Below are 26,033 nucleotides of genomic sequence, written 5' to 3' on the forward strand. Positions count from 1 at the left end.
ACTTTCAAGATCACGTGAAAACTGTTTGGTAATTTTTTTATTTTATGCTAGAATTAGAACTTGCGAGTAATATTTTTTAATTACTCCTTGTTCTTACTTTAAGAGAACCATTTAGTCCAAGAGGAGGTGCAATAGTTTATGGCAACTACTAAGTACGAAGTAACTTACATCATCAAGCCTGACATCGATGAAGAATCAAAGAAGGCATTGGTTGAAAACTACGATAAGGTTATCGCAGATAACAACGGTACTATGGTTGAATCCAAAGACTGGGGCAAGCGCCGTTTTGCATATGAAATCGATAAGTATCGTGAAGGTACTTACCACATTATGACTTTCACTGCAGACGATGCTGAAGCAGTTAATGAATTCTCACGTTTGTCAAAGATTGACAACGCCATTTTACGTTCAATGACTGTTAAGTTAGACAAGTAATTATTATCTATTGAATTTTGGAAAGGAAGAACCTCAATATGATCAATCGAGTTGTACTTGTTGGTCGGTTAACACGTGATCCTGAATTGCGTACTACTGGTAGCGGAATTTCAGTAGCTACGTTTACTCTAGCCGTTGATCGTCAATATACTAATGCTCAAGGTGAAAGAGGCGCAGACTTTATTAGCTGTGTAATTTGGAGAAAAGCTGCTGAAAACTTCACCAACTTTACTTCTAAGGGCTCACTTGTTGGTATTGATGGTCGAATCCAGACCCGTTCATACGATGATAAAGACGGGAAGAGAGTATATGTAACTGAAGTTGTTGTTGATAACTTCTCATTACTTGAATCACGCAGAGATCGTGAAGCCCGTAACCAAAATGGTGGCTATAACAACCAACAAGGTAGTTATACACCAAGTAATAATGGAAATACTGCATCAAACAATAATTTCCAAAATAATGGAAATAATCAAGCTACGAATACTAATAGCTCTAGTGCTACGCAAGATCCATTTGCTGGCTCAGGAGATACTATTGATATTTCAGATGATGATCTTCCATTTTAATTAAAAGAATTTAAAGAAAGGACCAAGTGAAATGGCTCAACAAAGAAGAGGCGGCCGCCGTCGTCGTAAGGTTGACTACATTGCAGCTAACCACATCGAATACGTTGATTACAAAGACGTTGACTTGTTGAAACGTTTTATCTCAGAAAGAGGTAAGATTTTACCACGTCGTGTCACTGGCACTAGCGCAAAGAACCAACGTAAAGTAGCAAATGCTATTAAGAGAGCTCGTATCATGGGCTTGTTACCATTTGTTGCTGAAGACTAATTTTAGTTTTCAATAATAAAATAAAAAGAAGCGAATAACTTTTTATTAAGTGTTCGCTTCTTTTTTGTTTTGTCTAGGTTTCTGATGTCGAATGGATAAGGTATAATAATTAATGAGAGGGAAAATTACGTTAATTTAAGAAAGGATCTTTTTATTAATGAAAGATTTTTTACGTAAGCTTGAATTGCCTGCCTTTATTAAAGATTCAAGGCTAACAGCTTCCGTATTGGTCATACTTGGACTATCTTTATTAGGTAGTATCATTGCAATGATTATGAATCCGCTATTGGGATTAGCTTTAGTGTTGATTTTTTTATTAACTGTTGCTATTGCCATTTATGGAACCTATGTTTTAGCTGGAAATGCTAATAATTTTGCAGTGAATCTTTCTTATCGAATAAAGCGTAGCGAGCAAGAGGCAATGATTAAAATGCCTCTTGGAATCTTGCTTTATGATAAAGATCATCAAATTCAATGGGTTAATCCATATCTACAACTTTATTTAAAAGATAGTGATTTAGTTGGACATACCATAGAATCAATTGATCCAGAGTTAAATAGATTGCTGAATGAAGCGTTAGAAGCAAAAACTGCGGAAAATCACGTAGTAAACTGGGACGGTCATCAATTTGAAATGGTTGTTCAGGATAACTTGGGAGTAATTTATTTATTAGATATTACACGCTATGCTAAAATCGAGGACAAGTATAAGGCTGAACAATTAGCAATAGGACAAATTTTTATTGATAATTATGATGAATTAAGTGAAGCTATGCATGACCAAGAACTTACTAGCATGGGATCTTATGTACAAAATACCTTAAGTGAATATGCTAAAAAGTTTAATGCATATCTTAAGAGAATTGATGAAGATCATTTTCTATTATTGATTCATATGCATGATTTGATTAATATGGAAAAAGATAAGTTTTCTGTATTAGATAAAGTTCGTCAAGAAACCAGCCGCAATAACACCCCACTAACGCTTTCTATTGGGATTGCATTTGGTAGTGATTCAATTACTGAAGTTGCTGATCAGGCGCAATCGAATTTAGATTTGGCATTAGGCAGAGGAGGAGACCAAGTAGTTCTTCGTCAGCCTGGTAAAGATGCACGCTTTTATGGTGGGAAATCTAATCCAATGGAAAAAAGAACTCGCGTACGTGCTAGGATGGTTTCACAAGCAATTAGTGAATTATTCAAAGATGCTGACCGTGTATTTGTGGTGGGACATACTCGCCCGGACATGGACTCTGTCGGAAGTGGAATAGGTGTAGTAAAATTAGCTCGTTTACATGGTGTTAAGGCTAATTTTGTATTAGATACTGATAAAACTAATTATGATGTTAGCCGCTTAGTAAGTCGTTTGCAGGAGCAAAAAGAAGACAATGATTTGTTTGTTGATTCTAAAGTTGCTTTAGATGAAGTTACAGATCGTTCAATGCTGGTAATGGTGGATCACTCTAAATATTCAATTACCTATTCAAAAGAATTATATGATCGATTGAAAAATAGAATAATTGTAATTGATCACCATAGGCGTGGGGAAGAATTTCCAGAAAATCCAATGCTGACATATGTTGAGCCATATGCTTCATCTGCTTGTGAGTTGGTTACAGAGATGATTGAATACCAACAGCCAGCTGGTGGTAAACGCGTCTTGACTGATTTAGAAGCAACTGCTATGCTTGCAGGAATAGTAGTTGATTCAAAAGAATTTTCACTTAGAACAGGGACTCGAACTTTTGATGCAGCTAGCTATCTCAGATCAATTGGAGCTGATTCTTCAGTTGTAACTGAATTATTAAAAGAAGATATTGGTAGTTTCTTAGAACGTACTCACTTAGTTGCAACTCTTAAGATGGTTAAACCTGGAATGGCAGTTTTAGCAGGACCTGATAATAAAATTATTGATCCAATAGTTACTGCTCAAGCAGCTGATACGGCGCTTGATTTAGAGAATGTTGGTGCAAGTTTTGCTATTACTAGACGAACTAAGGATACTATTGGGATTTCTGCTAGATCAATGGGCAAAATCAACGTTCAAATCATCATGGAAAAATTAGGTGGTGGTGGTCACTTGTCTAATGCAGCAACTCAAATTAAAGGTGTTACTGTTGATGAAGCTCGTGAACAACTGCTGAATGCAATTGATGAGTATGTTGAAGAAAGTAAGTAAAGGAGAAGACTATGAAAGTTATTTTTACTCAAGATGTTAGAGGTCGCGGTAAGCGCGGAGAAGTTAAGAATGTTCCAGATGGTTATGCACAAAACTACTTGATTAAGCGTGGTTTAGCTAAGCCTGCAACTAAAGGAAATATGAACACTTTAGAAAGAGTTGCTGCTAATGAAAAAGCAGCTTATGAAGCTGAAAAGGCTGAAGCTGAAAGAATTAAGGCAATTTTAGATAAGGATGAAACTGTTGTTAATTTCAAGTCTAAAGCTGGTGCTGATGCGAGATTATTTGGTTCAATTTCAGGTAAAAAGATTGTTGAAGGGTTAGAAGAACAATATGGAATCAAGCTTGATAAGCGTAAGTTGAACTTGCCAGAACCAATCAAGGCTTTGGGTTATACTAATGTTTCAGTTAAATTGTTCAAAGGTGTAGAAGGTACAATTCGAGTTCATATTACTGAACAAGATTAAGAAAAGTGTAGGGATTAATGGATAATATCATATCGCAACAGATTCCGCACGATGCAGAAGCTGAAAAGGCAGTCTTAGGTGCGATTTTTATCAATCCTGAAGCTGTTGCTGAAGCAAGTGCGGTAGTACAACCCGATGACTTTTATGAACGGGCCAATCGCTTAATATATCAAGGAATGCTTGAATTGTCTGATGATGAAAAAGCAATTGATCCGTTAACTTTGAAGGATGTACTAGAACAAAAGAATCAACTAGAAGATAGTGGTGGAGTAGCATATTTAGCAGAACTTGCTGTTGAAACTCCTACCGCAGCTCACGTTACATATTATGCACAAATTGTTCACAGAAAGGCGCTATTAAGGCGTCTTATTTCTGCTAGTCAGAAAATTATTGCCAATGCCATGCAAGATTCTGACGACGTTACTAACATCTTAGATGATGCAGAAAGCGAAATTATGAATGTTTCTTCAGAAAATAACACTGGAAGCTTTCGTAGAATAAAAGAGATTGTTAATAACGCTATGGATGACATCAATAATATTCCTGAAGATGGGAATATGGTGACAGGATTACCAACAGGATTTCAAGAACTTGATAAAATGACAACTGGGCTTCATGATGATGAATTGATTATTATTGCAGCTCGTCCAGGTGTTGGTAAAACATCCTTTGCTATGAATGTGGCACAATTTGTGGGATTGCATACTGATAAAAACGTTGCTGTATTTTCTTTAGAAATGAGTGGTGAACAGTTAGTTCAAAGAATGCTAGCATCTATAGGTTTAATAGATTCTCAACACCTTAGAACTGGTCAATTAAATGATGAAGAATGGCGTAAACTGGTAATGGCAGCGGGGTCATTAGCTGAGGCTAAGATTTTTATTGATGATACTCCTGGTATAAAGATGAGTGAAATTAGAGCAAAATCTAGACGCTTAGCTAAAGAAACAGGAAATCTTGGCTTGATTGTAATTGACTATTTACAATTGATTGAAGGACCAAGAAGTGAATCAAGACAGCAAGAAGTGTCTGCAATTTCAAGACAATTGAAAAAACTCGCTAAAGAACTTCATGTTCCTGTAATTGCATTGTCTCAGTTGTCTCGTTCAGTTGAGCAGCGTCAAGATAAGCGTCCTGTCTTGTCAGATATTCGTGAATCAGGATCGATTGAACAGGATGCTGATATTGTATCCTTTCTTTATCGTGATGACTATTATCGTGATGAAGGGCAAGAAGACGGAGAAAGCTCAGAAGTAGGCTCAGAAGATGATAATGGTGAGGTAGAGGTAATTATCGAAAAAAACCGTTCAGGGAGTCGAGGGACCGTTAAATTAATGTTCTCAAAGCCATATAATAGATTTTCTAATCTGGATTATGGTCATGACACGCCACTAGGTCCTCCTCCACCACCACCGCCAATGAATTAGAATAACGTTTAAAAAACTCCTTTCGGAGCTTTTTTATTATGTAAGATAAACTGTAATAACTTGCTGTAAGCCTTTACACCTTAACGAATTACCTATATAATATTTTTCAGCATATAAAATATGGAGTTAAATTTAAAACAAAGAGGATGATAATATGACAGAAAAGAAATATGTAGGTAGTATTGAAGCCGGTGGAACTAAGTTTATCTTAGCTGTACAAGATGTTGAAAGCGGTGAAGTAATTGCTAAGGATCGTATTCCAACTACAACTGCTGAAGAAACTTTACAAAAGAGTGCAGAATTTTTTAAAAAGAATCCAGTAAATGCACTTGGGATTGGTACGTTTGGTCCAATTGATATTAACCCTAATTCTCGCACATTTGGTTATATCTTAGATACACCAAAGCGTGGTTGGTCTGGAACTGATGTTAAGGGCTTTTTTGAACGTGAATTAAATATTCCAGTTGTAATGACTACTGATGTAAATGCTTCAGGATATGGGGAATATATTGCGCGTGGCCGAGATAATTCTAAGAGTTACTTCTATGTAACTATTGGTACTGGAGTTGGAGCAGGTATTGTTCAAGCGGGCAAGTTTGTAGGACTTAATAATCACCCTGAAATGGGCCACATGCTTGTTAGACGCTATCCAGGGGATGATTATGAAGGTAATTGTCCATTTCATGGCGACAAGTGTGTTGAAGGAATGGCAGCTGGTCCAACTCTTGAAGGTAGAACTGGTATTCCTGGAGAAAAATTAAGCCGTGACAACAAGGTATTTACTTATGTAGCTTATTATGTAGCTCAACTTCTTTACAATGTTTATATGGCGAGTCGTCCAGACGTAATGGTTGTTGGTGGTTCAGTCTTGAATGATAAGGATCTCGAAAAAGTACGTGAATTCTTTGATGAATTTAATGATAATTACGTTGCAACACCAGACTTAGATAAATTGATTGTTCGTCCAGCTGTTGAAAATAATGGTTCAGCAACCTTAGGTGACTTTGAGCTTGCTAAAGAGTTACTAGATAATGAATAAAGTATAAAAAGACAAGAAAAATGCTCAATTTATTAACAAAAGGTTAAGTTGAGTATTTTTTTTGCGTATTTAGTGACAACGTGTCACAAAATATGTAAGATTATTATAACAAATAAAATTTAGAAAGGAAGAGCTTTATGAATAAAGAGACAGGTCTTAAAGATAAAGTTATCGGTAAAATGAAGGAAGTTGAAGGTAAAGTTACCGGAGACAAGTTACGCGAAGCAGAAGGCAAAACTCAAAAGAAAAAGGGTGAAGTCATTGATCGTGTAAACAAAATCAAAAAAGACGCAGAAGAAACAATAGATAACGAGGTGACCTAATATGTTACATTGGTTATGGGTTTTAATTGTAGGTGGTATTATTGGCTTAGCTGCCGGCGCCTTAACTGGTCGCGGACAATCAATGGGTTGGATTGCTAACATTTTAGCTGGATTAATTGGTTCCAGCCTAGGGCAAGCCTTACTTGGTTCTTGGGGACCACAAGTGGCTGGAATGGCTATTGTTCCATCAATATTAGGAGCAATCATTCTTGTATTAATCGTATCATTTATCTTAGGAATGATGCGTAGAAGCCCAGAATAAGTCAATTGAGAAAGTGATATAAAAAACAGCACTCTTTAGTAGAGTGCTGTTTAATATTTCATAGAAAATTATTTTCTCTTTTCATGGAAGTCTCGACGATGCTTTTTACGGGCAGCTTTAGTAAATAATTCTTTTGGTAATTTTACTTTTGGATGATTTTTAGCATAAAATTCAAAGAAAACTGGTGCTTTTGCGGAATCGTTACTCTTTGGATAATAGTTTAATTCTCCTTCTGTAAAGGGTAATTTGAGATTGTTTCTATAAGTAGTCCAAATTTCGTTAAACATTCCAGTAATAATTTGACGCATATCTGGTTCAAGAGACATAATTATACGTCCCAAACGATAAGTTCCAATAATTTTATGAGTAGTTAATTGATTAACATCATTAATATCAGAGTTTTCGAAAGCATCAAAAAGAGCCGAAAACATTTCGCTACGTTTAGCATCAGGAATTGAATGATTAAAATGAATCAATGAATGACGCAAAACTCGTGCTCCCGTAGTCAGTCCTTCTGCCATAACAAAACTGTCGCGGCCAACTTTCCATCTTCGTGGATCATGCTGATCTTTCATTGGAGCGTCACTTTTTACAATTAATACACGCTCAGGATGATCAAGCATCGTGCCAATAATTGAACTTTCAGGTAAATAAGTTTTCATCTTAGATTTGCTGCGTTTGAAGCCCTCAGTGGAATATACTTGATGGAAAAATCCAGGTCCATCAAAGCTTAACGCTTGAATAATTCTGTTTTGCAAAGCAATAGAACTATTACTTAATGCAAATTGGGCAAAGTTACCCCCTTTAGAGTGACCAACGAGATAAATTTCATCATTTGGAAACTTTTTTGCAATATCATAAAGGTATTTTGTAGCAACAGTCTGGCCATATATTTCTGGCATATAATTCATATTCATATCTTCATTCCAGCCAATCATTGAACTGTCAGTTCCACGATAAGAAATTAAAATAGTATGGTCAGTTAGTCTGAAAGTAGCTGCGGTAAATTGCAAAGGAGCAGGTTTTGTATCCATGCGATTGGTCCAGTTTAGAATTTTAACATTTCCAAGACGAGGACTTTCAGGTAAAAGCAAAATCTCGGCACCTGTTTCATCGTGCATTTGGTGTTGAAATGATGGTAAGCTTCGTAATCGTTTTGCAACTTCGCTTAAAGTATGGCCTGCGGCGGATTTATCAACTGGCAGGTAAATTAAAGAGGCAAAAAGTGAAGCATCGACACTATTAAAAGGATTTTGCTCAAAAGTAAAATCTCCACGCCAACGCAAATAATCAAGTGGTCCTGCCATAATAATCTTCCTTTCTTCTTAACAGTCCTATTTTAACAATAATTTAGCTAAATAGAAGAAAAGAAGGCTTGATAGTTATATTCAGAAGATCATTGTCCACCTCGGGTATAGCTTATGCGAGTGATATCGGGGTATTTTTTTAATGCGAGGATAATATCATTTTCGTCTTTTTTATTATTGATAATCCCATCGACATTGAAGATGATTTTTTCATCGCTGACATCTAGGATTTTTACTGAAATATTTTCAACTTGATTATCTCGTAGTTCTTGTTCTATTTTTGATAAAACATTGTGCTGATTTAGGGCTTCTATTTGAATATCAAAGCGAACATGGACGATTATTTTATTAATTAGGGTATCATCATGGAATAAAATTTGAACTGCAAATAAAAATACTGTTGAAAGAATACCGATAAAATACATTCCAGCACCGACTGCCATACCAATAGCTGCAGTTGCCCAAACACCTGCTGCAGTAGTAAGACCAGAGATTTGATCACGTCTGACTAAAATTGTACCTGCTCCAATAAATGAAATTCCTGTTACAATTTGAGCAGCAATTCTTGATGGATCAAGAGCAATTCCATGCATATTAAGTAAATCGGTGAAGCCATATTTTGAAACAATCATAAAAAGTGCAGATGCAATTGCGACAACTATATGAGTTCTAACACCAGCACTTTTTCGCTGAATAGCACGCTCGTATCCAATAATAGCCCCACAAAAAGCCGCTACAACAATTCTAAGTAACCAATCCCATTCAATTTGAATGGAAGCAAGTTTTGCTAAATACACGAAAAGATTCCTTTCTACAAAAAATGTTAATATCTAATTCTTATTCTACATTAACTAAAATTATTTAACGAAATGAAAAAATAATTTTTTACAAAAAAAGCTTGCATAAAATTGAATTAAATGGTTTAATAAATGATGTCGTCAGTTGACGATAAGAAGTTGCTGACTTAGCTCAGTTGGCAGAGCACGTCACTAGTAATGATGAGGTCGGAGGTTCGAATCCTCTAGTCAGCATAAAGTAAGACTCAACCAGAAGGTTGAGTCTTTTTGTTGTGAATTAATGAATTTCATTTTTCTGAATTTTTTATTTAAAAAAGACTTGCTTTTTTTAGTATATTTGATAAGATATTAATTGTATTGCTGACTTAGCTCAGTTGGCAGAGCACGTCACTAGTAATGATGAGGTCGGAGGTTCGAATCCTCTAGTCAGCATGAAGTAAGACTCAACCGGAAGGTTGGGTCTTTTTTGTTGTAAAAATAAAACCAAAATTGTATCAAATATGACACAATTTTGGTTATTTTAATTTCTACTATAATTTCTCTGAATGATTTTAGTTACAAATATGCAAACAATCCACCATAGTAATAATTTCCCGATAATAATTAATAAATCGTAATTTAGAATATCTTTATCTAACATCCAGTCTAAGATATTGCTAATAGGGAAAAGTGTAGCAAAAATCTTCAACCAAGTAGGATATTGAGCTACTGGAATAATTACTCCCGATAACAAAACTAAAGATGCACTAATGAAGTTGGTAAGCCAATATGGATTTTCTTTTTTAATACCTAAGATGCTGCCGAAATATCCGAGTAAAGCCAAAGTTATAACGACTAAAGGCAGGCTCAGAATTAATTTTTCAAGTAAGTGAATCTCTTTAAGTGCCAATAGCCCAATTATTCCTAAGACTAAAATTTCGCAACTTGCCGTAACGCCCGCAATAACGAACTTAGGTAGCCAGTATCTTCTAAAAGAAGGTCTAATGGAAAAGATCTCATCAGTCATTGCAATATTTTGATCATAGACACTTGAAGCAGATATAACGCCGATTCCTGTCGCAATGGCAGTTGTGATAATCGTTCCAAGCAAAATACGACTATAATCTTGAGTTGAATTAAATGCAATCAGCAAAAACATTACCAGGGAAATAATTGGCATTAAAAAATAGTCTACTAGGATAGTTTGAAAACTATCAAAATTAGCGACTGAACGCAAAGTTACGCGATAAGTTGAACTCAAAATACATTCAGCCTCCCTTCTTTGAATGCTCGCTGAACTACATAATTAGTTAAGGTTTTTCCTAAAATGAAGAGCAATCCTAATATTAAAATATAAGAAACAATCCAGCCCATTGAAATTGTTTGATGATAAATTATCCTAATCGGCAAGCTGAGTGGGCTTAATAATTGAAATGGCTGAATTACTTTTTCAAAAGCAACCGGAATTGCCAGCATTCCTGATAATAACAAAATTGGTAAAAGAACTAATTCTTCATATTGCATAGCATTCTTAGTTAATAAGAAGAATAAGCTAATTAAGTAGCTTAGAATTACGGATGCAAGCCAAAATAATAGAACTCCAATTATTAATTGTAAATCTAAGTACTTCAATGGCATTCCTAAAACTAAGGCTTCAATTCCAGCTAAGGGAAAAGCAATAAGTCCATAAATAGCGGCCGGTGATAAAGTAGCAATTAGAACCTCTTCTCGTGAAATTCCTGTGTTCAATAAATACATCAATGTTCCTTGAAATCTCTGATAGCCTAATGCTCCTGCGCTAGTAGTACAAGAAGCCCAAGTTCCCATAATTCCTGCAATTAGCCATTCACTTCCTGTGTAATCTTTAGTAGCATAATGGGCTAAATATTCGTATAAAAGCATCATTGTTGTTTCAACTAAAACAAGATTTACAAAATAGGAATTTTTGATATAGAGTTTTAATTGAAAAAGTGTTAATTTAAAAAATCTCATACTTGTTACTTTCGCTTTAATTCATCACTGATTGCCAAATAAGCATCAGCTAAACTAGCATTGCTATCAACTTTAGCAAATTTCCTTACACCTTCAAGACTTCCTTCATAGTGAATTTTTCCTCCACCAATTAAGAAGATTTTGTCAGCTAAAGTCTCAATGTCATTCATGTTGTGGCTAGTGAGGATAATTCCGCAGCCACTGTCAGCTAGTTTTTTAACTAAATCACGAATTGCAATAACTGATTCAATATCAAGACCAACAGTTGGCTCATCAAGCATTAATATTTGTGGCTTGTTCACTAGACCTCTAGCAATGTGAAGCCGCTGGAGCATTCCTTTAGAATAAGTACTGGCGTTTTTGTCAGCAACTTCAAGCAAGTTAACTGTTTTTAAAGCTTCTGAAACGTTATGTTTAATGTCTTTTTCTTTAACATCAAGTAAACGAGCAAAAAACTCTAAATTATCACGAGCAGATGCATTATTATAAAATCCTCTGTCTCCTCCAAAGACTACGCCTAAATTTTGGCGTGCTTTTTTAGGGTGATGAAGTAAGTTGATTCCCATAATTTCAACAGTGCCAGACGTTGGAACAAGATAATTTGAAATAGATTTAAGCAAGGTCGTTTTTCCAGCGCCATTAGGTCCAACAAAGGATACAACTTCTCCTTGATGAACAGAAAAAGAAATATCTTCTATGGCATGAAAGCTTTCTTTAGTTTTTTTGTCAGTATAATAGCGAGAAATATTATTTGCTTTGAGTACGGTATTTTGCATAAAGAATATCTGTAACTTTCTAATTTTTTAGTAATTAAATTATAAAATAATAAGAAATTAAATCAATACTAATTTTAAATTAATTTAAAATAACAATGATATGCAAAAAGGTAACTATAGAAAACTTAGAATGCTAAAATAATTTTAAAAACATACCAAAGGAGATATTAATATGAATCAAAATAATGATGCTGTAACTGGCGCTTCAAAAAAAGAATTAAATGAATTAAAAAAGGCAGAATCAAAGGAGATTAAAAGTCCATGGCCAGGTCCTAAAGGCATGATTCCAGTAACTAGTGGTCAAGCCGATGATGCCAACGTTCACAATCGGGCATATTTAGATAACTTATTGGTTGAAATGCGCGTTATTGACAGCATTGAACCAGATTTGACTACTACACTTTTTGGTAAAAAATATTCATCACCATTAACTTTAGCAGCACTCTCTCACCTTAATAAGGTATTAGATAATAAGACACGCAAGCCAATGCAAGAAAAAGCTGTCGCAGCTAAGAACATGAATCTTCTTAATTGGATTGGTATGGAGACCAATAAAGAATACAAGGAGATTGTTCAAGCAGGCGCAGATACTGTCAGAATTATTAAGCCATTTGCGGACCATATTAAGATTTTAGAAGAAATCAAGGTTGCTGAAGAAACTGGTGCAGTTGCTGTTGGGATTGATATTGATCATGTCCCAGGAAATAATGGCAAGTATGATATAGTTGACGGTATTCCTTTAGGTCCGATTACACAAGAAGATTTAAGTAGTTATGTAGCAAGTACCAAGTTGCCCTTTGTTGCAAAGGGTGTCTTGTCAGTGCGTGATGCAGAAAAAGCAAGAGATGCAGGTTGCAAGGCGATTGTTGTATCACACCATCATGGTCGCCTTCCTTTTGGTGTTCCGCCACTAGAAGTTTTACCTGCAATTAAAGAAGCTTTGGCAGATAGTAGTATGACAATCTTTGTAGATGGTTCATTAATGTCAGGTTATGACGCTTATAAAGCCTTAGCAATGGGAGCAGATAGTGTGCTTATTGGTCGCGGAATTTTACCAGAATTGCTTGATGGTGGAACTAAAGCTGTAGAAGAAAAGCTAGAAAAAATGAATCAGCAACTTTCTGAACTAATGATGTATACTGGCGTTAGAAATATGAATACTTTTGATGAAAGTGTAATACATAATAATAATTAACAAATTCATACATTGTGCTAGTATATAAATGAAGATACTTATGAAATTATTAATGAAAAGAAGTGTAGATTGCTGAAAATAATTATAATGAATTACTAGTAGTTAAAAAATTACTTTTGGAGTTGTTTAATTTTAATTAAGGATTAGTTTTTAGGAGAAAAAATGAGACTGAAAAAAGTATTCATTGGGTTAGTATTGGCAATATCAGCATTAGGAATCATTAGTTTCCATACAAATAAAGCTGAAGCTAAAACTTTAGATAGTGAACCTACAGTTACTGTAACTAAAACGAAACTAAATAAAGAAGGGTACATTTTAAGGATTTTAAATAAACATATTAATAATAAAATCTATGTTGGTAAAAAGTCCTACGATAAAGCTTTAAAGACAACAATACCTTTCAAAGGAAAGACAATTAGCCCTAAAAAAGTTCAAAAGATAAAATTTAGAATTGAAAAAACAACTATTCCACCTAAAGGTGCAGTTTCCTACACTCCAATGTATTTAGTTGCTTCTAAAAATAAAAAATATTCTGCTTGGCTAACACAGGCAAGTTTGCAATATTATTATCTTAATAATAAATCAATGCATAATGTAACTAAGTTCTTAAAGAAAATAGTTAATAGAAATAATACTAAGCTTTCTGCTGCTGATAAAAAAGATTTAAGATCTGCAATCACTCAAGCTAAAAAGCTAAAAGGCAGTCAACGCAAATTTGTTTTGAAATCTCTTAATCAAATAAAGAAATCTGACACTATTGAAAATCAAGGTGAAAGTATATTATTATTTGGTTTTTAATCAATGTTAATTAAAAAGATGATATCTTATTTTGAAGATATCATCTTTTTCTTTACCATTTCGTAACTTTTTTAACCAAAATTCTTCACATTTAAGGTGTATTCTACTAATAATCTAAATTAACTAAATCCCTTAGAAAGGGAGATGATAATAGAATATTAGTTTTTTTAGCCTTTCAAAATTAACATTTATTTTCCTAGATTGAAAACAAAATACTATTTTTTTCTCATATAGAAAAACGACTCTCTAAAACTTGAGGGTCGTTTTGATTTTGACAATTTTAAAATTAGATAATAGAATATAATTAGAAATAAAAAGAGAGTCAATTGACTCTCTTTAGCAAAATCCGCGTTGCGGTAGCTATTTAATTTTGAGTATAAAATAACCGCCAGCTTGCCAGAGCTTAAGCGGTTATTTTTTACTTATGATCGTGGTGATTAATAAGCACAACTACTAATGTGATTAAGGCAATTGTATAACTGCCAAATTCTAACATTAGTTGAATAGCATCTGAAACAGACACTTTTCCTTGCTATCCTTTCTTTTGGAATCTGCACTATAGTTTAAAACTTCCATAGGCATCACCAGCTTTCTGGGATAGCCACCGCTCAGCTTTATTTTGCTGTTATTATTATACTAAATTAGAAATTATTTTCTCAAATAAATCTAAAAAACGACTCTCTAAAACTTGAGGGTCGTTTTTTGTATTATTTAAGACGTTTTCCGTCTAACTTTTTAACTAAGTAAAGAACAGGAAGACCAACAATAACAATTCCAATAAAGAGAATTACACCTTCTGGATCATTCATTAATTCACTAACTAAAACAAAAATTCCACCAGCAATTGCAACTATTGGAACAAATGGATAAAGAGGAGTTGAAAATGGACGCTTGCTCGTTTTCTTTCTTAAAATAAAAATTCCAAAAAATGCTAGAACATAGAAGCAATAAATTGTAAACACACAAAGGTCTGATAAACGATCTGGATCAAAGAAGAGCATCATGATTGTAGCTAATACAACAATAAAAAGTGTAGCAGTAATTGGTGATTTCCCTTTTGGCGTTACATATGAAAGAAAACGTGAAAATGGTAAATCACCGCGTTTAGCCATCGCATAGATAATACGTGGGAAAGTGATAATTTTTCCATTTAATGTACCCATCATTGAAACGATAATTCCAATAGAAAGTAACTTTCCGCCGATATTACCAAAAGCTTTAGTAGCTAAGTAAGAAGTAGCATTTTCTCCAAGTGCATGAAGAGTAGTAGCAGGAATAAAACGTAAAATTCCGATTGTAATTAAGGTATAAATGATTAAAACAGTGCTAATACCAACAATGATGGCTTTAGGTAAGAGTTTTTGTGGATTTTTCATTTCACCACCAAGGTTAGCAATTAAAATCCAGCCATCATAACCAAATAATGTAGCAAGTACTGCAACCCCAAAGCCACCAGTTGAACGATTAACTTCGGAGAGTGTTTGACCAAAGGCATCTTGATGTCCCCAGAAAATTCCGAAGATAACGATAGCAGCAATTGGAATCATCTTTCCGATAGTGGTAATAACTGAAAAAGCAGCTCCGACTTTATTTTCAAAAAAGTTTAGGCCACCAATAAATAAGATTGTAACTAATGCAAGAGGTACACGCCATTTTGCATCAAGTCCAAAAAGATTAGTCATCATAATACTCATGAATCCAGCAACTGATGCAATAATTGCTGGACCGTAAATAATAACCTGCATCCAACCTGCTAGAAAGCCTGGCAAACGTCCATAAAGATTTTCAATATAGACATAAAGTCCACCAGTGTATGGCATTTGGGCACCGATTTCAGCAATTGTTAATCCAGCCGCAAGTGTAATCAGTCCGCCAAATACCCAAGCAGCAATCGCCATGGTAGAAGAACCAGCATTGTCTAAAATAGAAGCTTGTTTGAAAAAAATCCCTGAACCAATTATGGTTCCGATAACTATCGAAATTGCACTCCCAAAACCTAAAGTACGCTTTAAGTCATTGTTTTGTTGTTTATCCATAAAAACCTCCTAAAAAAAGCCGAACCCACAAAATCAGTTGATTAAGTGAATTCGGCTTAAGCGTGTATTATTTTTGCATACCAAAATCACTCAAGTTAACTAGAACTTGAGGAGGAACTTAATGATAATTGATTGGTATGAAAAATAAACATAATTGTCTCCTTGCAAAATTATTTTTAATTAGAATATCATTAATTAATTTTTCGTGCAAGAAAAAACTGTTCCCCTTATAATATTATGTAAGTATTTCCTAGGAAATGAGGTTTTTTATGGATACAGCTTGGCAAAGATTTAAGAAAAATGTACCGTTTCGACGATTTGTTGTGCTATTTTTGATTATTGCAGTTCTTTATGAAATGCGCGCAATGATGAATACGATTTTGCTCACTTTTATTTTTACTTATATTGTTGTGCATTTGATCAGACTAGTACAGCGACGTTTTCCAAAAGCACCGTCAAAATTAATAGTAGTGATTACGTATTTGATAATATTGATTTTACTTTATTTTGTAATTACGATTTATATTCCAATGCTTGCAAGTCAAATTAGCAAAATAGCGCAATCTGTTGTGACATTTTATCAAAGTAATAAAATGGATGGCGTTATGGATTATGTTAATCGTTATGTTAATAAAACTGAACTTGTATCACAAGCTAAAAATGTAGGTACAATCATGGTTCATGCAGTTACTAGTATTGGTACTCTAACTGTGGCAACCTTTATGTCATTGATTTTGAGTTTCTTTTATACAATTGAATTAAAGCAAATGAATGAATTTTCACATTCATTTACAGAAAGTGGCTATTTTAAGTGGTTATTTGAGGATATTAGATATTTTGGTAAAAAATTCATCAATACCTTTGGTGTTGTACTTGAAGCACAATTTTTCATTGCAGTTTGCAACACTGTTTTAACTATGATTTGTTTAGCTGTAATGCGAATGCCACAAATTATTGCTTTGGGGTTAATGGTATTTATCTTAAGTTTAATTCCAGTAGCTGGTGTAATTATTTCTTTAATTCCGTTAAGTATCATTGCTTATTCAGTTGGCGGAATTCGCTATGTAATTTATATTTTTGTAATTATTATGATTATTCATGCTTTAGAAGCTTATGTTTTAAATCCTAAGTTTATGGCAAGCAAAACAGAACTTCCGATTTTTTATACATTTCTAGTTTTATTAGTTGCAGAACATTTCTGGGGAACTTGGGGATTAATCGTCGGTGTGCCTATTTTTACATTTTTATTAGATGTAATGGACATTAAGCAAACTAAGAAGGATAAACATGAAAATTTTTCTGACAGGTGATAGTATAATTGCGCGCTATGAAGGGTTAAATGAACCCCGAATCAATTATGAATTAAAGAGAAGATTAGGAAATATTGAATTAGTTAATACAGCAGTTTCTGGGATAAATTCTGGAGCCTTTTTTGCAAGACTTAGTGAATTAGTGTTAAAAGCACCAATTTGTGATAAAATCGTAATTTTACTAGGAACTAATGATTTAGCTACACATAAGCAAGTCCCAATGAAACAATTTAAAAGAAATATGGAACTAATTGCTTCGAGTATTATTTGTTTATATTGGCCACAAAATGTAATTTTAGTATCTCCACCAGCAGTTGATGAAAAAAAGCAAAGAGTTAGGAATAACTTTTTGGTTAAACAATATGCAAAAGTCATTAAAGAAGTTGCTCAAGAATATAAATTTACTTATATTAATTTAGTTCAAGAAATGATTAACCATGGTGATTTGGAAAATCTTTGTCATGGTATAAAAAATGATGGACTTCATTTTGGCAAGGAAGGGTATAAATTGTTGGCTGAATTAATTATAAAAGATATAAATTAATTAGATAATGTGGAAAATAAAAACGGACGCTTGAACGGTCCGTTTTTTCATTAACTAATTATCGCAAATAGTAATCCACCAACAAATAAGATTGCAATTAATGGAATTACTAAATATGCAAAAAATACAAATGTGAATCCGATAGCAACAAGTGCAATCAGAATCTTAATGAATCCAATACCTAATTTGAATAAAAACCAAACTAGGAATAATGCTAATAATAGTGAAAGCATCTTCTTACCTCCGAATTGAAAAATATTATACACCAAAATTATTAAGAAATAACAAAAACAGCCATTCACATAGAATGCCTGTTTTTCTTTATAAATCGAAAAGTATTTAATTCTTAGTTCAAATTAATCCTTTACAACGTCCTTAGTGCTAAGCCATTGAGTCTTGTTGATCTTAACGATCTTCTTGCCATGAACTTTCTTAACATCTTTTGCAGTGAAAGTTGAACCCATCTTAACTGTCTTTGAAGTCTTCTTAGCATTCTTGTTGTAAACTGCTACTGTTTGCTTCTTAGTGTCCTTGATAGTAACAAAGATCTTTTCACCTTTTTGGATACTTGGGTTAGTTGGCATTTCTTGTGCAACACCTAACTTTGGAGCTTCAAAACTAGCAGCTTGAGCAGTAGAAGCAACACCCATAAGACTCATACCAACAACAACACTAGAAACAACTTTTACAAAACCTTTAACGTTCATCATTTTAAATACCTTCGATTCTAATAACTCTTCATTTCCTCTTGACAATTCTATTATATAACATTTGTTATTAAATGCAAGTATTTTTTAGAAAAAGTTTTAAGAGCTGAAGTCTTACTCTGGCAAGGGATAGGGAGTTGAAAACGCTAAAAATTAATAACAAAAAATAAAAATAATTTTGTTATTAATAACGTTTTTTAATAAAAAACCACATGGATTTTTTCCATGTGGTAGATGTTATTGTTTTTTAGTGAATCATTCCATGCAAAATTGGTAATAGCCAAATCCAGAAAATACAGCTAACTGCAAATACTACTGTTGAAATAGCGACGGAACTGGCACCTTCTTTAACATAAATGTTATAGCGACTAGAAATAATAATTCCAGAAAATGCTGGTGGCAAGCCAGTAGCTAAACAAAGCATTGAAATTTTCATTGGATCACTGCCCATTCCGCAGATATAAGCAGCAGCTACGATTATAGCTGGAGTTAAGAATAAACGATAGAAAGTATTCCAAATACCTTCTTTATCAATTGTGAATTTAACAGTAGATAGTGCAAGTCCTGCAGCTAAGACAGCAACACCTGCATTAGCTTTAGCAATTAAATCAAAAGTAGGAGCCCAAGAAGTTGGGATATGAATCCCAATTAAAACAAAGATAACTGCAAGAAGAGGAGCTGCAGCAACTGGTTGTTTTACTGCATTTAAAATAGCTCTTAAAGTTGGATTCATTTTCTTTTTAGCTTTTTCTCCTGCATGGTCATGCATTTCGGCTCTAACTAAGTCAATTTCACGATCGAGTCCTTTTTCACCAAGTGCTTTTGCTTCTTCATCTGTAACGGGTACACCATCTGGAATATCGCGTGAAATTGCTTTTTCACCAGGTTTTCTTCCTGGAATTGTAACCCTGGTAGTTTTTGAAGATGAGTTAGCTACTTCGTGACGAGTTTTTTCTTGTCCCTTTTCAACTAATGCAAGTCCAATTGGAATAGTAATAGCATTAACTACAATAGAAACTATTCCAATAACCAAGTTGGTAGTAGTATTATTACCATAAATTGGATCAAGTACAGCAAATCCTAAAAATCCAATAGTTGGTGATCCGGCAATCAAAGCACAAACAGCTGCTTCTTGAGTATTGCGGTGGAACATTTTTTTATCGAGAAAATAGCTCAACATGAATAATCCTGTCACACCAAATACAGAAATTAAAGTTAATACTATATCTTGTGCAAACATAGCTCGAGTTGCTTTTACAATTGAGATAAATAATGCGGCAGGCAGGGCGATATCCAAGACTAATTTATTTAGTCCTTGTCTTTGATCATTATCAAAGAAACGAAACTTACCACATAAATACCCTAAAATCATAATGACAAGGATTGGAACGATGTCATTGATAAGTATACTGGTCATAATTGTCTCCTTATCAAACAAATACAGTTCCTCAGACTTAATAAGTATTAAAAGCAATGCCATTAAGCTTAGAGAGCTAATATAAAATAAACCTTTTCATGCTAACCATAATCTCATTTATAAGGAATTACAAATAAAATGAATTACAAGTGCAAAGGCTTGAAAAGCATATTTAAAAAGATTACAGTAACCTTGAAGTAGTGGCTATATTTTATCGTGTATTATTGAAAGAAGGATTATTATGGCCGATGAAACCAAATTTTCAGGGGCAGATTTACTTATTGATGCTTTGCAAGCAAATGGTTTGCACAATATTTATGGTGTTGTAGGAATTCCTGTAACAGATTTTGCTAGACTTGCTCAAATTAAAGGAATGAAATACTACGGCTTTAGACGTGAGGACTCTGCCGTAGATGCTGCAGCAGCGGCAGGATTTTTGACTGGAAAACCTGGCTTAGCATTGACAGTTTCTGCACCAGGATTTTTGAACGGAATTGCGGCATTAGCTCAAGCAACTGAAAATTGTTTCCCATTAATTATGATTTCAGGTTCTTCAGATCGTCATATTATTGACTTAAATAGAGGCGATTATGAAGGAATGGATCAATATAATATTGCAAAGCCATTTTGTAAGGCTGCTTATCGAGTTGACCGAGCTCAGGATATGGGTTTGGCAGTAGCTCGTGCAATTAGAACTGCAGTAAGTGGTCGCCCGGGTGGTGTTTATTTAGATTTGCCTGCAGCAACCATTACGGATATGGCGACAAAAGAAGAGACCGCAATCTACAAATTAGTAGATCCAGCACCTAAGCAATTGCCATCTGATGAAGCAATTGATCGTGCTGTTGAACTTTTGAAGAATGCTAAGCGTCCTTTAATTCTTCTTGGAAAAGGTGCCGCATATGCTAGAAGTGAAGATGAAGTTAAGGAATTAGTTGAAGAAACTGATATTCCATTTTTACCAATGTCAATGGCTAAAGGATTACTTCCTGATACTCATAAATCTTCTGCAGTTGCTGCAAGGTCACTTTCACTTAATAATGCTGATGTAGTGTTCTTAATTGGTGCAAGACTTAATTGGATGCTTTCGAATGGAGAATCTCCATTATTTGCTGAAGATGTGAAGTTTATTCAAGCTGATATTGATGCAACTGAATTTGATTCTAATCGTGAAATTTCTGCACCGCTTCAAGGTGATATTAAATCAGTATTAGAAAAATTAGTTCCTGCAGTTAAAAAAGCCGGTGTTCATGCGCCACAAGATTGGCTTGGTAGAATTGAACAAGATGTTGAAAAAAACGATGCTAAGTTTTCAGCTAGAATTAAAGCTTCTTTCACTGCACCGAAGTTTGGCTACTATGGCACAATTGAGCCGATTAATCAGTTATTCCAAAAACACCCAGATACATACTTAGTAAGTGAAGGTGCAAATACTTTAGATATTGGTCGTGACCTTATTAATATGAATTTACCACGTCATAGAATTGATACTGGTACTTGGGGCGTGATGGGAATTGGCTTAGGCTATGCAATTGCTGCAGCTGTTGAAACTGGAAAGCATGTAATTGCTCTTGATGGTGATAGTGCTTTTGGCTTTGACGGAATGGAAATGAGTACAATTTGTCGCTATAATTTGCCAATTACTGTAGTAGTAGTAAATAATGGTGGTATTTATAATGGAATGGATAAAGTTGTTCCAGATCAACCAGGTCCAACTCAATTAAACGATAATGCTCATTATGAATACCTTTCTAAAGCTTTCGGTGGAAATAGCTACTTTGTAACTAATCACGATGAAATGGTTAAAGCATTGAATGAAGCTTATGAAAGTGGTAAGCCAAGTCTTATTAATGCACAAATTGCTCCTACGATGGGAAAGGAATCAGGTCATATTGGTAATTTAAATCCAAAACTTGATTTAAATCCAAAAGATAATTTGTAATTTTTATTATTATAAATAAAAAAGGAAGCATCCTTATCGAATGCTTCCTTTTTCTTTTCCCTAATCCTTATGATGAATGGTAAATTGAGATAGATTAGTCCTTAACAAGGTCATTTGCGTTAAGCCATTCAGATTTGTTAACGCGAACTAACTTTTTACCGTTAACTTTCTTAGTGGATTTAGCAGTCCAGGTAGTCCCCATCTTAATAGTCTTTGAAGTTTTTTTAGCATCTTTATTGTAAACAGAAACAGTTTGCTTCTTAGTATCTTGAACAATTACGAAAACCTTATCACCCTTTTGAATACTTGGGTTAGTTGGCATATCTTGAGCTTGTGTAAGTTTTGGAGCTGGTGCAAAACTAGCAGCACTAACTTCAACTGTGCTTGAAGCTAAACTTAAACCAAGAACTAAACCTGAAACTACTGTGATAACTTTCTTCATGTTCAACATAATAATAACCTCGTCTTTCTATCTCATTCACCTGACAACTATATTATATAACTTTAGTTATTTAATGCAAGGGTAAAACCCGAAAAAATAGGAATTATTTTTAGAAACAGTGTTTTTTAATCACTGAAATATTGAAGGATATCATCTTCAGTTAATTTTTCCTTTTCGGAATTTTTAACATCTAAAACTATTTTACCGTTATTTAAAATAATGATTCGATTGCCATATTTTAAAGCATCTTTTAATTGGTGTGTTATCATTACACAAGTTAAATGTTGCTGGGTTACAGTTTTATTGGTTAGTTCTAATAATTGGTGGCTAGTATTAGGATCAAGGGCTGCAGTATGTTCATCAAGCAAAAGAAGTTTTGGCTTTTTGATAGTTGCCATTAAAAAACTGAGCGTTTGTCGTTGACCTCCTGAAAGACTGCCGACAAAAGTATTAAGTCTATCGCTTAAACCATTAGGCAATTGAGCAGTTTCTTTTTTAAACTCATTTAAGTGCTTTTCTAAACCACGCAAACGCAAACGACGTTTTTGACCACGTTTAGTAGCGAGGAGTAAGTTTTCAGCAACAGTCATTCTAGGGGCAGTTCCCATTTTAGGATCTTGAAAAACTTGTGAGATATACTTTGCACGTTTAACTTCTGATAAATGAGTGATATCTTGACCATCTAATAAGACTTTTCCACTAGTTGGAAAAAGTGAACCATTGATGATATTAAGTAAGGTGGATTTTCCGGCGCCATTTGTTCCAAGTAAAGTTACAAAGTCACCATCTTCAAGATTTAAGTTAATATTTTTAAGAATTTTTTTCTCTTCGCTTGTTCCCACGTTAACTGTAGTAGTAATATTTTGTAGATTTAATGTACTCATGGCTTTTCAATTCCTTTCTTAAGTAATTTTTTTAGGTGGAATTTTTGTTGAAGTAGAGGAAGCATCATACAAATTGCCAAAATAATTGCGGAAATAAGTTTGAAATCATTAGTGCTGAAGCCTAATTGAAGAACTAAAAGCAAAACTAAGCGATAAAGGATACTTCCGATAACTACTGCGACTAATCGGGCAGTTAAAGTTAAATTTTTTCCATATACAACTTCACCAATGATAATTGCAGCCAGACCAATAACCATTGTTCCAATTCCCATGTTAACGTCCGCGTAACCACCATTTTGAGCAAGCAGGCCGCCTGCTAACCCAATTAGACCATTTGATACCATTAATCCTAAAATTTTCATATTATCAGTATTAATACCAATTGAACGAGCCATCTTTTCATTATCACCAGTTGCAATAAAAGCTTGCCCTAAATCTGTATTAAGGAAAAGAGCAAGTAAGATAACAATAAGAATTGCAAAAATCAAGCCAATTATAATAGTAGGAAAATTTGTTGGTAATTTATCTAAAAACTTTTCATTCAAAATTGTAGCTTGATTAAGTAGTCCAACGTTAGCCTTTCCTAAAATTCGCAAGTTCACTGAATAAACACCAGTCATGGTTAAAATACCGGCTAAAAGAACAGGAATTTTCCCTTTTGTATAAAGTAACCCTGTTACTGCACCAGTAATCATCCCTGCAATAAAAGAAAGCAAGGTAGCAAACCATGGATTAACACCATGAACAATGGAGCTTACGCAAATAGCAGCGCCAAATGGAAAAGTTCCTTCTACAGTCATATCTGGAAAGTTAAGAATTCTAAAAGATAAGTAAAGACCTAATGCAAGGATTCCCCATAATAATCCTTGACCAATAGTAGATGTAACTAAATTCATTTAATAATACTTCCTTTCTTTTGAGCAGCTTTTATAACTGAATCGGGAATACTGATTCCTAATTCTTTAGCAGTTTTTAAATTTACAACAGTTTCATATTGATGAACGGTTTTAATTGGCATGTTTTCAGGTTTTTTGCCTTTGAGAATTTCAGCGGTCATTTTTCCAGTTAAAACTCCCATATCGAATTGGCTAACAGCTCTTGTTGCAAGTCCTCCAGACTTAACCATAGTGTCAGCTGCTGGAAAAACTGGAATCTTGGCATTATTAGTTGCTTTAAGTAGGGTAGAAATGGCAGAAGCAACTGTATTGTCAGTTGGAATATAAACTGCTTGAACTTTTCCAGCCATAGTTTGAGCAACTTGTTCAATGTCGTTAGTTGAAGTAATGGTATAAGGCTTAACTGTTAGACCTTGTTTTTGAGCTAGTTTTTTAAATTCGCGTGCTTCTCCAGTTGATGAGTCATCACTTGAAGTATAAATAATACCGATATTTTTTAATTTTGGCATGATTTCCTGAATAAGTTTTAATTGTTCAGCTAATGGTTGCTGGTCTTTGACACCAGTAATTTTTCCGCCAGGATATTTTAAACTCTTCACAAGACCAGTTCCAACTGGATCACTTACTCCTCCCATAATTACGGGAGTGGAGCCACTTTCATTAGCTAAGGATTGCACAGCAGGTGTAGCAATTCCAATGACGGCTTGGGCATTTTTATTTTGAAATTGGTCGCTCATTGATTTTAGATTACTTTGGTCATTTTGAGCATTTTGAAAAATAATGTGCAAATTTTTTCCATTGATATAGCCTTCATCTTTTAAGCCTTGAACTAGTCCGTCATGAATCTGATCCAGTGCTGGGTGGCTCATTGTCTGCAAGATTCCGACAGTAGGGGTAGCAGCTTCTTGATTTTTTTTATTGATTTCACTGACAAAAGCCACGATTAAAAAAGCAAAAAGCCCGATAATTGTTGCAATTAGTCGTTTCATAGTTTTCCTCCCAAAACAAAAAGGCAAGTTCTATGTGCAGAACTTGCCTAAAACAAAACCCGCACTAAGTAGTTGTGCGGGTAAATTATGATAGAAATTTTTACCAGCACAGATTGCGAACTAAAGAGGTCGAATCTGTGCCAAAGACATAGTTTCAACCTAGTGCTGGAATTGCCAACGTTTGTTAATAGTAAAACTAATCATAGTAAAAATTTCCTTTCGTATCTGATAGTTTAGATTTTATAGATTGTTTAATTAGATGTCAACAAGAAATTATAAGAAAAAACGATTCAGGAATGAATTTCTGAATCGTTGAGTTGTGTTTTTAATTATAGCGAAGTATGCGAGATGTAACCATATGAGAAGGTCTAGGGTAGGATTTTAAGTCTTGCGCCGATACCCAATAATCTGTTCCCTTGACTCGATAAGAATAGGTATTTTGGTTTGGTAAAATATTTGTATCATCAATGATTAGTTTTTGCCCACTTTTATATGTTTTAGTAGTTTGCTCACCTAATTTATTCCAAGTGTGAGCTACTTTTTCTATACGTGGCTTTATTGTTACAGTTGCTTCGGTAGACATTAAACTATAACCATCAATAGTTTTCACATTAACACATTTTATGTATCCTTTGTTACCAATACTGTAATAATAATCATTGTTTATTTTTTTATATGTTAACCAGTAAGCAGGTCGATTACCATTTTCAAGTTTTCCATAAAAGTAATATCTTTTTGCTTTTTGAATAGGCTCTATTTTACCTTTTATTGTTAACTTCTGGGATTTTTTTATAAGGGCTTTTTTGCCTTTATATTTCTTTAGCCTTTTTCCATTTTTGTCATATACATAAGAATTATGATTTAGGCGTAACTTTACAGTAGTTTCTTTAGTACTTGCAGCAGAAGCAGAAACGTAGTTAGAGTTGTTAGTGTTAATTGCAACTACGGATAAACTTCCTAGGGCAAGTGCTGTTGCTCCGATGATGATTTTTTTATTTAATTTCATTGTTGTTCCTCTTAAAGGTTACTACCATAACAAATATTAATACTTTT

General features: G+C 34.1%; 29 protein-coding genes and 2 tRNA genes. 16 read left to right on the forward strand and 15 right to left on the reverse strand.

Annotation, left to right across the window (positions count from 1 at the left end; genetic code table 11):
* Positions 1 to 138: 138 nt before the first annotated feature.
* From rpsF to ACTHPI_RS01760, 9 genes are all read left to right on the forward strand, one after another.
* The gene (gene rpsF, locus ACTHPI_RS01720) at positions 139 to 435 is read left to right on the forward strand and encodes a 30S ribosomal protein S6 (protein ID WP_445352451.1); all 297 of its coding nucleotides are present in this window, start codon (positions 139 to 141) and stop codon (positions 433 to 435) included.
* Between the two features lie 38 nt (positions 436 to 473).
* Complete coding sequence (gene ssb, locus ACTHPI_RS01725) at positions 474 to 1,004, forward strand: single-stranded DNA-binding protein (RefSeq protein WP_445352452.1); 531 nt, start codon at positions 474 to 476, stop codon at positions 1,002 to 1,004.
* 31 nt (positions 1,005 to 1,035) lie between these two features.
* Positions 1,036 to 1,272: a 30S ribosomal protein S18 gene (gene rpsR, locus ACTHPI_RS01730; protein WP_004039880.1), complete on the forward strand. Its 237-nt coding sequence runs from the start codon at positions 1,036 to 1,038 to the stop codon at positions 1,270 to 1,272.
* A 157-nt stretch (positions 1,273 to 1,429) separates the two neighbouring features.
* A complete protein-coding gene (locus tag ACTHPI_RS01735; protein WP_445352453.1) occupies positions 1,430 to 3,451 on the forward strand; it encodes a DHH family phosphoesterase in 2,022 nt (673 codons plus the stop codon).
* Positions 3,452 to 3,462: 11 nt separating this feature from the next.
* The gene (gene rplI / locus ACTHPI_RS01740; RefSeq protein ID WP_445352454.1) at positions 3,463 to 3,918 is read left to right on the forward strand and encodes a 50S ribosomal protein L9; all 456 of its coding nucleotides are present in this window, start codon (positions 3,463 to 3,465) and stop codon (positions 3,916 to 3,918) included.
* A 17-nt stretch (positions 3,919 to 3,935) separates the two neighbouring features.
* Positions 3,936 to 5,345, forward strand: a complete 1,410-nt coding sequence (dnaB, locus tag ACTHPI_RS01745) for a replicative DNA helicase (protein WP_445352455.1) — start codon at positions 3,936 to 3,938, stop codon at positions 5,343 to 5,345.
* A gap of 154 nt (positions 5,346 to 5,499) precedes the next feature.
* Positions 5,500 to 6,384, forward strand: coding sequence for an ROK family protein (locus ACTHPI_RS01750; RefSeq protein WP_445352456.1), 885 nt, complete (start codon positions 5,500 to 5,502; stop codon positions 6,382 to 6,384).
* 137 nt (positions 6,385 to 6,521) lie between these two features.
* A complete protein-coding gene (locus tag ACTHPI_RS01755) occupies positions 6,522 to 6,707 on the forward strand; it encodes a CsbD family protein (protein WP_445352457.1) in 186 nt (61 codons plus the stop codon).
* A 1-nt stretch (position 6,708) separates the two neighbouring features.
* Positions 6,709 to 6,969, forward strand: coding sequence for a GlsB/YeaQ/YmgE family stress response membrane protein (locus tag ACTHPI_RS01760; protein WP_445352458.1), 261 nt, complete (start codon positions 6,709 to 6,711; stop codon positions 6,967 to 6,969).
* Positions 6,970 to 7,037: 68 nt separating this feature from the next.
* On the opposite strand, the gene ACTHPI_RS01765 is transcribed toward ACTHPI_RS01760, so the two are convergent.
* Together ACTHPI_RS01765 and ACTHPI_RS01770 are read right to left on the reverse strand one after the other, a co-directional pair.
* Positions 7,038 to 8,276: a DUF2974 domain-containing protein gene (locus ACTHPI_RS01765; protein WP_445352459.1), complete on the reverse strand. Its 1,239-nt coding sequence runs from the start codon at positions 8,274 to 8,276 to the stop codon at positions 7,038 to 7,040.
* Positions 8,277 to 8,365: 89 nt separating this feature from the next.
* Positions 8,366 to 9,073 (reverse strand): MgtC/SapB family protein, encoded by a 708-nt coding sequence (locus ACTHPI_RS01770; RefSeq protein WP_445352460.1) that lies wholly within the window; start codon positions 9,071 to 9,073, stop codon positions 8,366 to 8,368.
* Positions 9,074 to 9,234: 161 nt separating this feature from the next.
* Between ACTHPI_RS01770 and ACTHPI_RS01775 the strand changes: the two genes are divergently transcribed.
* Together ACTHPI_RS01775 and ACTHPI_RS01780 are read left to right on the forward strand one after the other, a co-directional pair.
* Positions 9,235 to 9,307 (forward strand) — tRNA-Thr (locus ACTHPI_RS01775).
* Between the two features lie 125 nt (positions 9,308 to 9,432).
* Positions 9,433 to 9,505 (forward strand) — tRNA-Thr (locus ACTHPI_RS01780).
* A gap of 88 nt (positions 9,506 to 9,593) precedes the next feature.
* On the opposite strand, the gene ACTHPI_RS01785 is transcribed toward ACTHPI_RS01780, so the two are convergent.
* Genes ACTHPI_RS01785 through ACTHPI_RS01795 form a run of 3 tightly spaced genes read right to left on the reverse strand, consistent with a single transcriptional unit; the run spans position 9,594 to position 11,820 of the window.
* Complete coding sequence (locus ACTHPI_RS01785) at positions 9,594 to 10,313, reverse strand: ABC transporter permease (RefSeq protein WP_445352461.1); 720 nt, start codon at positions 10,311 to 10,313, stop codon at positions 9,594 to 9,596.
* The gene (locus ACTHPI_RS01790) at positions 10,310 to 11,044 is read right to left on the reverse strand and encodes an ABC transporter permease (protein WP_445352462.1); all 735 of its coding nucleotides are present in this window, start codon (positions 11,042 to 11,044) and stop codon (positions 10,310 to 10,312) included. The genes ACTHPI_RS01785 and ACTHPI_RS01790 overlap by 4 nt, the downstream gene beginning before the upstream one ends.
* A gap of 5 nt (positions 11,045 to 11,049) precedes the next feature.
* Entirely contained in the window at positions 11,050 to 11,820 is a 771-nt protein-coding gene (locus ACTHPI_RS01795) for an ABC transporter ATP-binding protein (protein WP_445352463.1), read from the reverse strand.
* Positions 11,821 to 11,992: 172 nt separating this feature from the next.
* Between ACTHPI_RS01795 and ACTHPI_RS01800 the strand changes: the two genes are divergently transcribed.
* Together ACTHPI_RS01800 and ACTHPI_RS01805 are read left to right on the forward strand one after the other, a co-directional pair.
* Positions 11,993 to 13,015, forward strand: coding sequence for an alpha-hydroxy-acid oxidizing protein (locus ACTHPI_RS01800; RefSeq protein WP_445352464.1), 1,023 nt, complete (start codon positions 11,993 to 11,995; stop codon positions 13,013 to 13,015).
* A 162-nt stretch (positions 13,016 to 13,177) separates the two neighbouring features.
* A complete protein-coding gene (locus ACTHPI_RS01805) occupies positions 13,178 to 13,813 on the forward strand; it encodes a hypothetical protein (RefSeq protein ID WP_445352465.1) in 636 nt (211 codons plus the stop codon).
* A gap of 418 nt (positions 13,814 to 14,231) precedes the next feature.
* Here ACTHPI_RS01805 and ACTHPI_RS01810 read toward each other — a convergent pair whose 3' ends face one another.
* Both ACTHPI_RS01810 and ACTHPI_RS01815 read right to left on the reverse strand, forming a co-directional pair.
* Positions 14,232 to 14,336, reverse strand: a complete 105-nt coding sequence (locus ACTHPI_RS01810; protein ID WP_445352466.1) for a putative holin-like toxin — start codon at positions 14,334 to 14,336, stop codon at positions 14,232 to 14,234.
* 184 nt (positions 14,337 to 14,520) lie between these two features.
* A complete protein-coding gene (locus ACTHPI_RS01815; RefSeq protein WP_445352467.1) occupies positions 14,521 to 15,849 on the reverse strand; it encodes an APC family permease in 1,329 nt (442 codons plus the stop codon).
* Between the two features lie 269 nt (positions 15,850 to 16,118).
* Here ACTHPI_RS01815 and ACTHPI_RS01820 point away from each other — a divergent pair, with 269 nt between their 5' ends.
* Positions 16,119 to 17,159 (forward strand): AI-2E family transporter, encoded by a 1,041-nt coding sequence (locus ACTHPI_RS01820; RefSeq protein WP_445352468.1) that lies wholly within the window; start codon positions 16,119 to 16,121, stop codon positions 17,157 to 17,159.
* Positions 17,137 to 17,703, forward strand: a complete 567-nt coding sequence (locus tag ACTHPI_RS01825) for a GDSL-type esterase/lipase family protein (RefSeq protein WP_445352469.1) — start codon at positions 17,137 to 17,139, stop codon at positions 17,701 to 17,703. The genes ACTHPI_RS01820 and ACTHPI_RS01825 overlap by 23 nt, the downstream gene beginning before the upstream one ends.
* A 50-nt stretch (positions 17,704 to 17,753) precedes the next feature.
* Here the strand turns inward: ACTHPI_RS01825 and ACTHPI_RS01830 are convergent, their stop codons facing one another.
* From ACTHPI_RS01830 to ACTHPI_RS01840, 3 genes are all read right to left on the reverse strand, one after another.
* A complete protein-coding gene (locus ACTHPI_RS01830) occupies positions 17,754 to 17,936 on the reverse strand; it encodes a hypothetical protein (protein ID WP_445352470.1) in 183 nt (60 codons plus the stop codon).
* 123 nt (positions 17,937 to 18,059) lie between these two features.
* A complete protein-coding gene (locus tag ACTHPI_RS01835; RefSeq protein ID WP_445352471.1) occupies positions 18,060 to 18,413 on the reverse strand; it encodes a hypothetical protein in 354 nt (117 codons plus the stop codon).
* A gap of 244 nt (positions 18,414 to 18,657) precedes the next feature.
* Positions 18,658 to 19,827 carry an AEC family transporter gene (locus ACTHPI_RS01840; protein ID WP_445352472.1) on the reverse strand — a complete coding sequence of 390 codons (1,170 nt, stop codon included), beginning with the start codon at positions 19,825 to 19,827 and terminating at the stop codon, positions 18,658 to 18,660.
* Positions 19,828 to 20,068: 241 nt separating this feature from the next.
* Between ACTHPI_RS01840 and oxc the strand changes: the two genes are divergently transcribed.
* Positions 20,069 to 21,769, forward strand: coding sequence for an oxalyl-CoA decarboxylase (oxc, locus tag ACTHPI_RS01845; protein WP_445352473.1), 1,701 nt, complete (start codon positions 20,069 to 20,071; stop codon positions 21,767 to 21,769).
* A 94-nt stretch (positions 21,770 to 21,863) separates the two neighbouring features.
* Here the strand turns inward: oxc and ACTHPI_RS01850 are convergent, their stop codons facing one another.
* From ACTHPI_RS01850 to ACTHPI_RS01870, 5 genes are all read right to left on the reverse strand, one after another.
* Entirely contained in the window at positions 21,864 to 22,220 is a 357-nt protein-coding gene (locus ACTHPI_RS01850; protein WP_445352474.1) for a hypothetical protein, read from the reverse strand.
* 116 nt (positions 22,221 to 22,336) lie between these two features.
* Positions 22,337 to 23,095, reverse strand: coding sequence for an ABC transporter ATP-binding protein (locus tag ACTHPI_RS01855; RefSeq protein WP_445352475.1), 759 nt, complete (start codon positions 23,093 to 23,095; stop codon positions 22,337 to 22,339).
* Complete coding sequence (locus tag ACTHPI_RS01860; RefSeq protein WP_445352476.1) at positions 23,092 to 23,991, reverse strand: ABC transporter permease; 900 nt, start codon at positions 23,989 to 23,991, stop codon at positions 23,092 to 23,094. Before ACTHPI_RS01860 ends, ACTHPI_RS01855 begins: the two co-directional genes overlap by 4 nt.
* Positions 23,988 to 24,980, reverse strand: a complete 993-nt coding sequence (trpX, locus tag ACTHPI_RS01865) for a tryptophan ABC transporter substrate-binding protein (protein WP_445352477.1) — start codon at positions 24,978 to 24,980, stop codon at positions 23,988 to 23,990. The genes ACTHPI_RS01860 and trpX overlap by 4 nt, the downstream gene beginning before the upstream one ends.
* A gap of 325 nt (positions 24,981 to 25,305) precedes the next feature.
* Complete coding sequence (locus tag ACTHPI_RS01870) at positions 25,306 to 25,986, reverse strand: SLAP domain-containing protein (RefSeq protein ID WP_445352478.1); 681 nt, start codon at positions 25,984 to 25,986, stop codon at positions 25,306 to 25,308.
* Between the last annotated feature and the right edge of the window lie 47 nt (positions 25,987 to 26,033).

The sequence above is a fragment of the Lactobacillus sp. PSON genome (assembly GCF_052615405.1).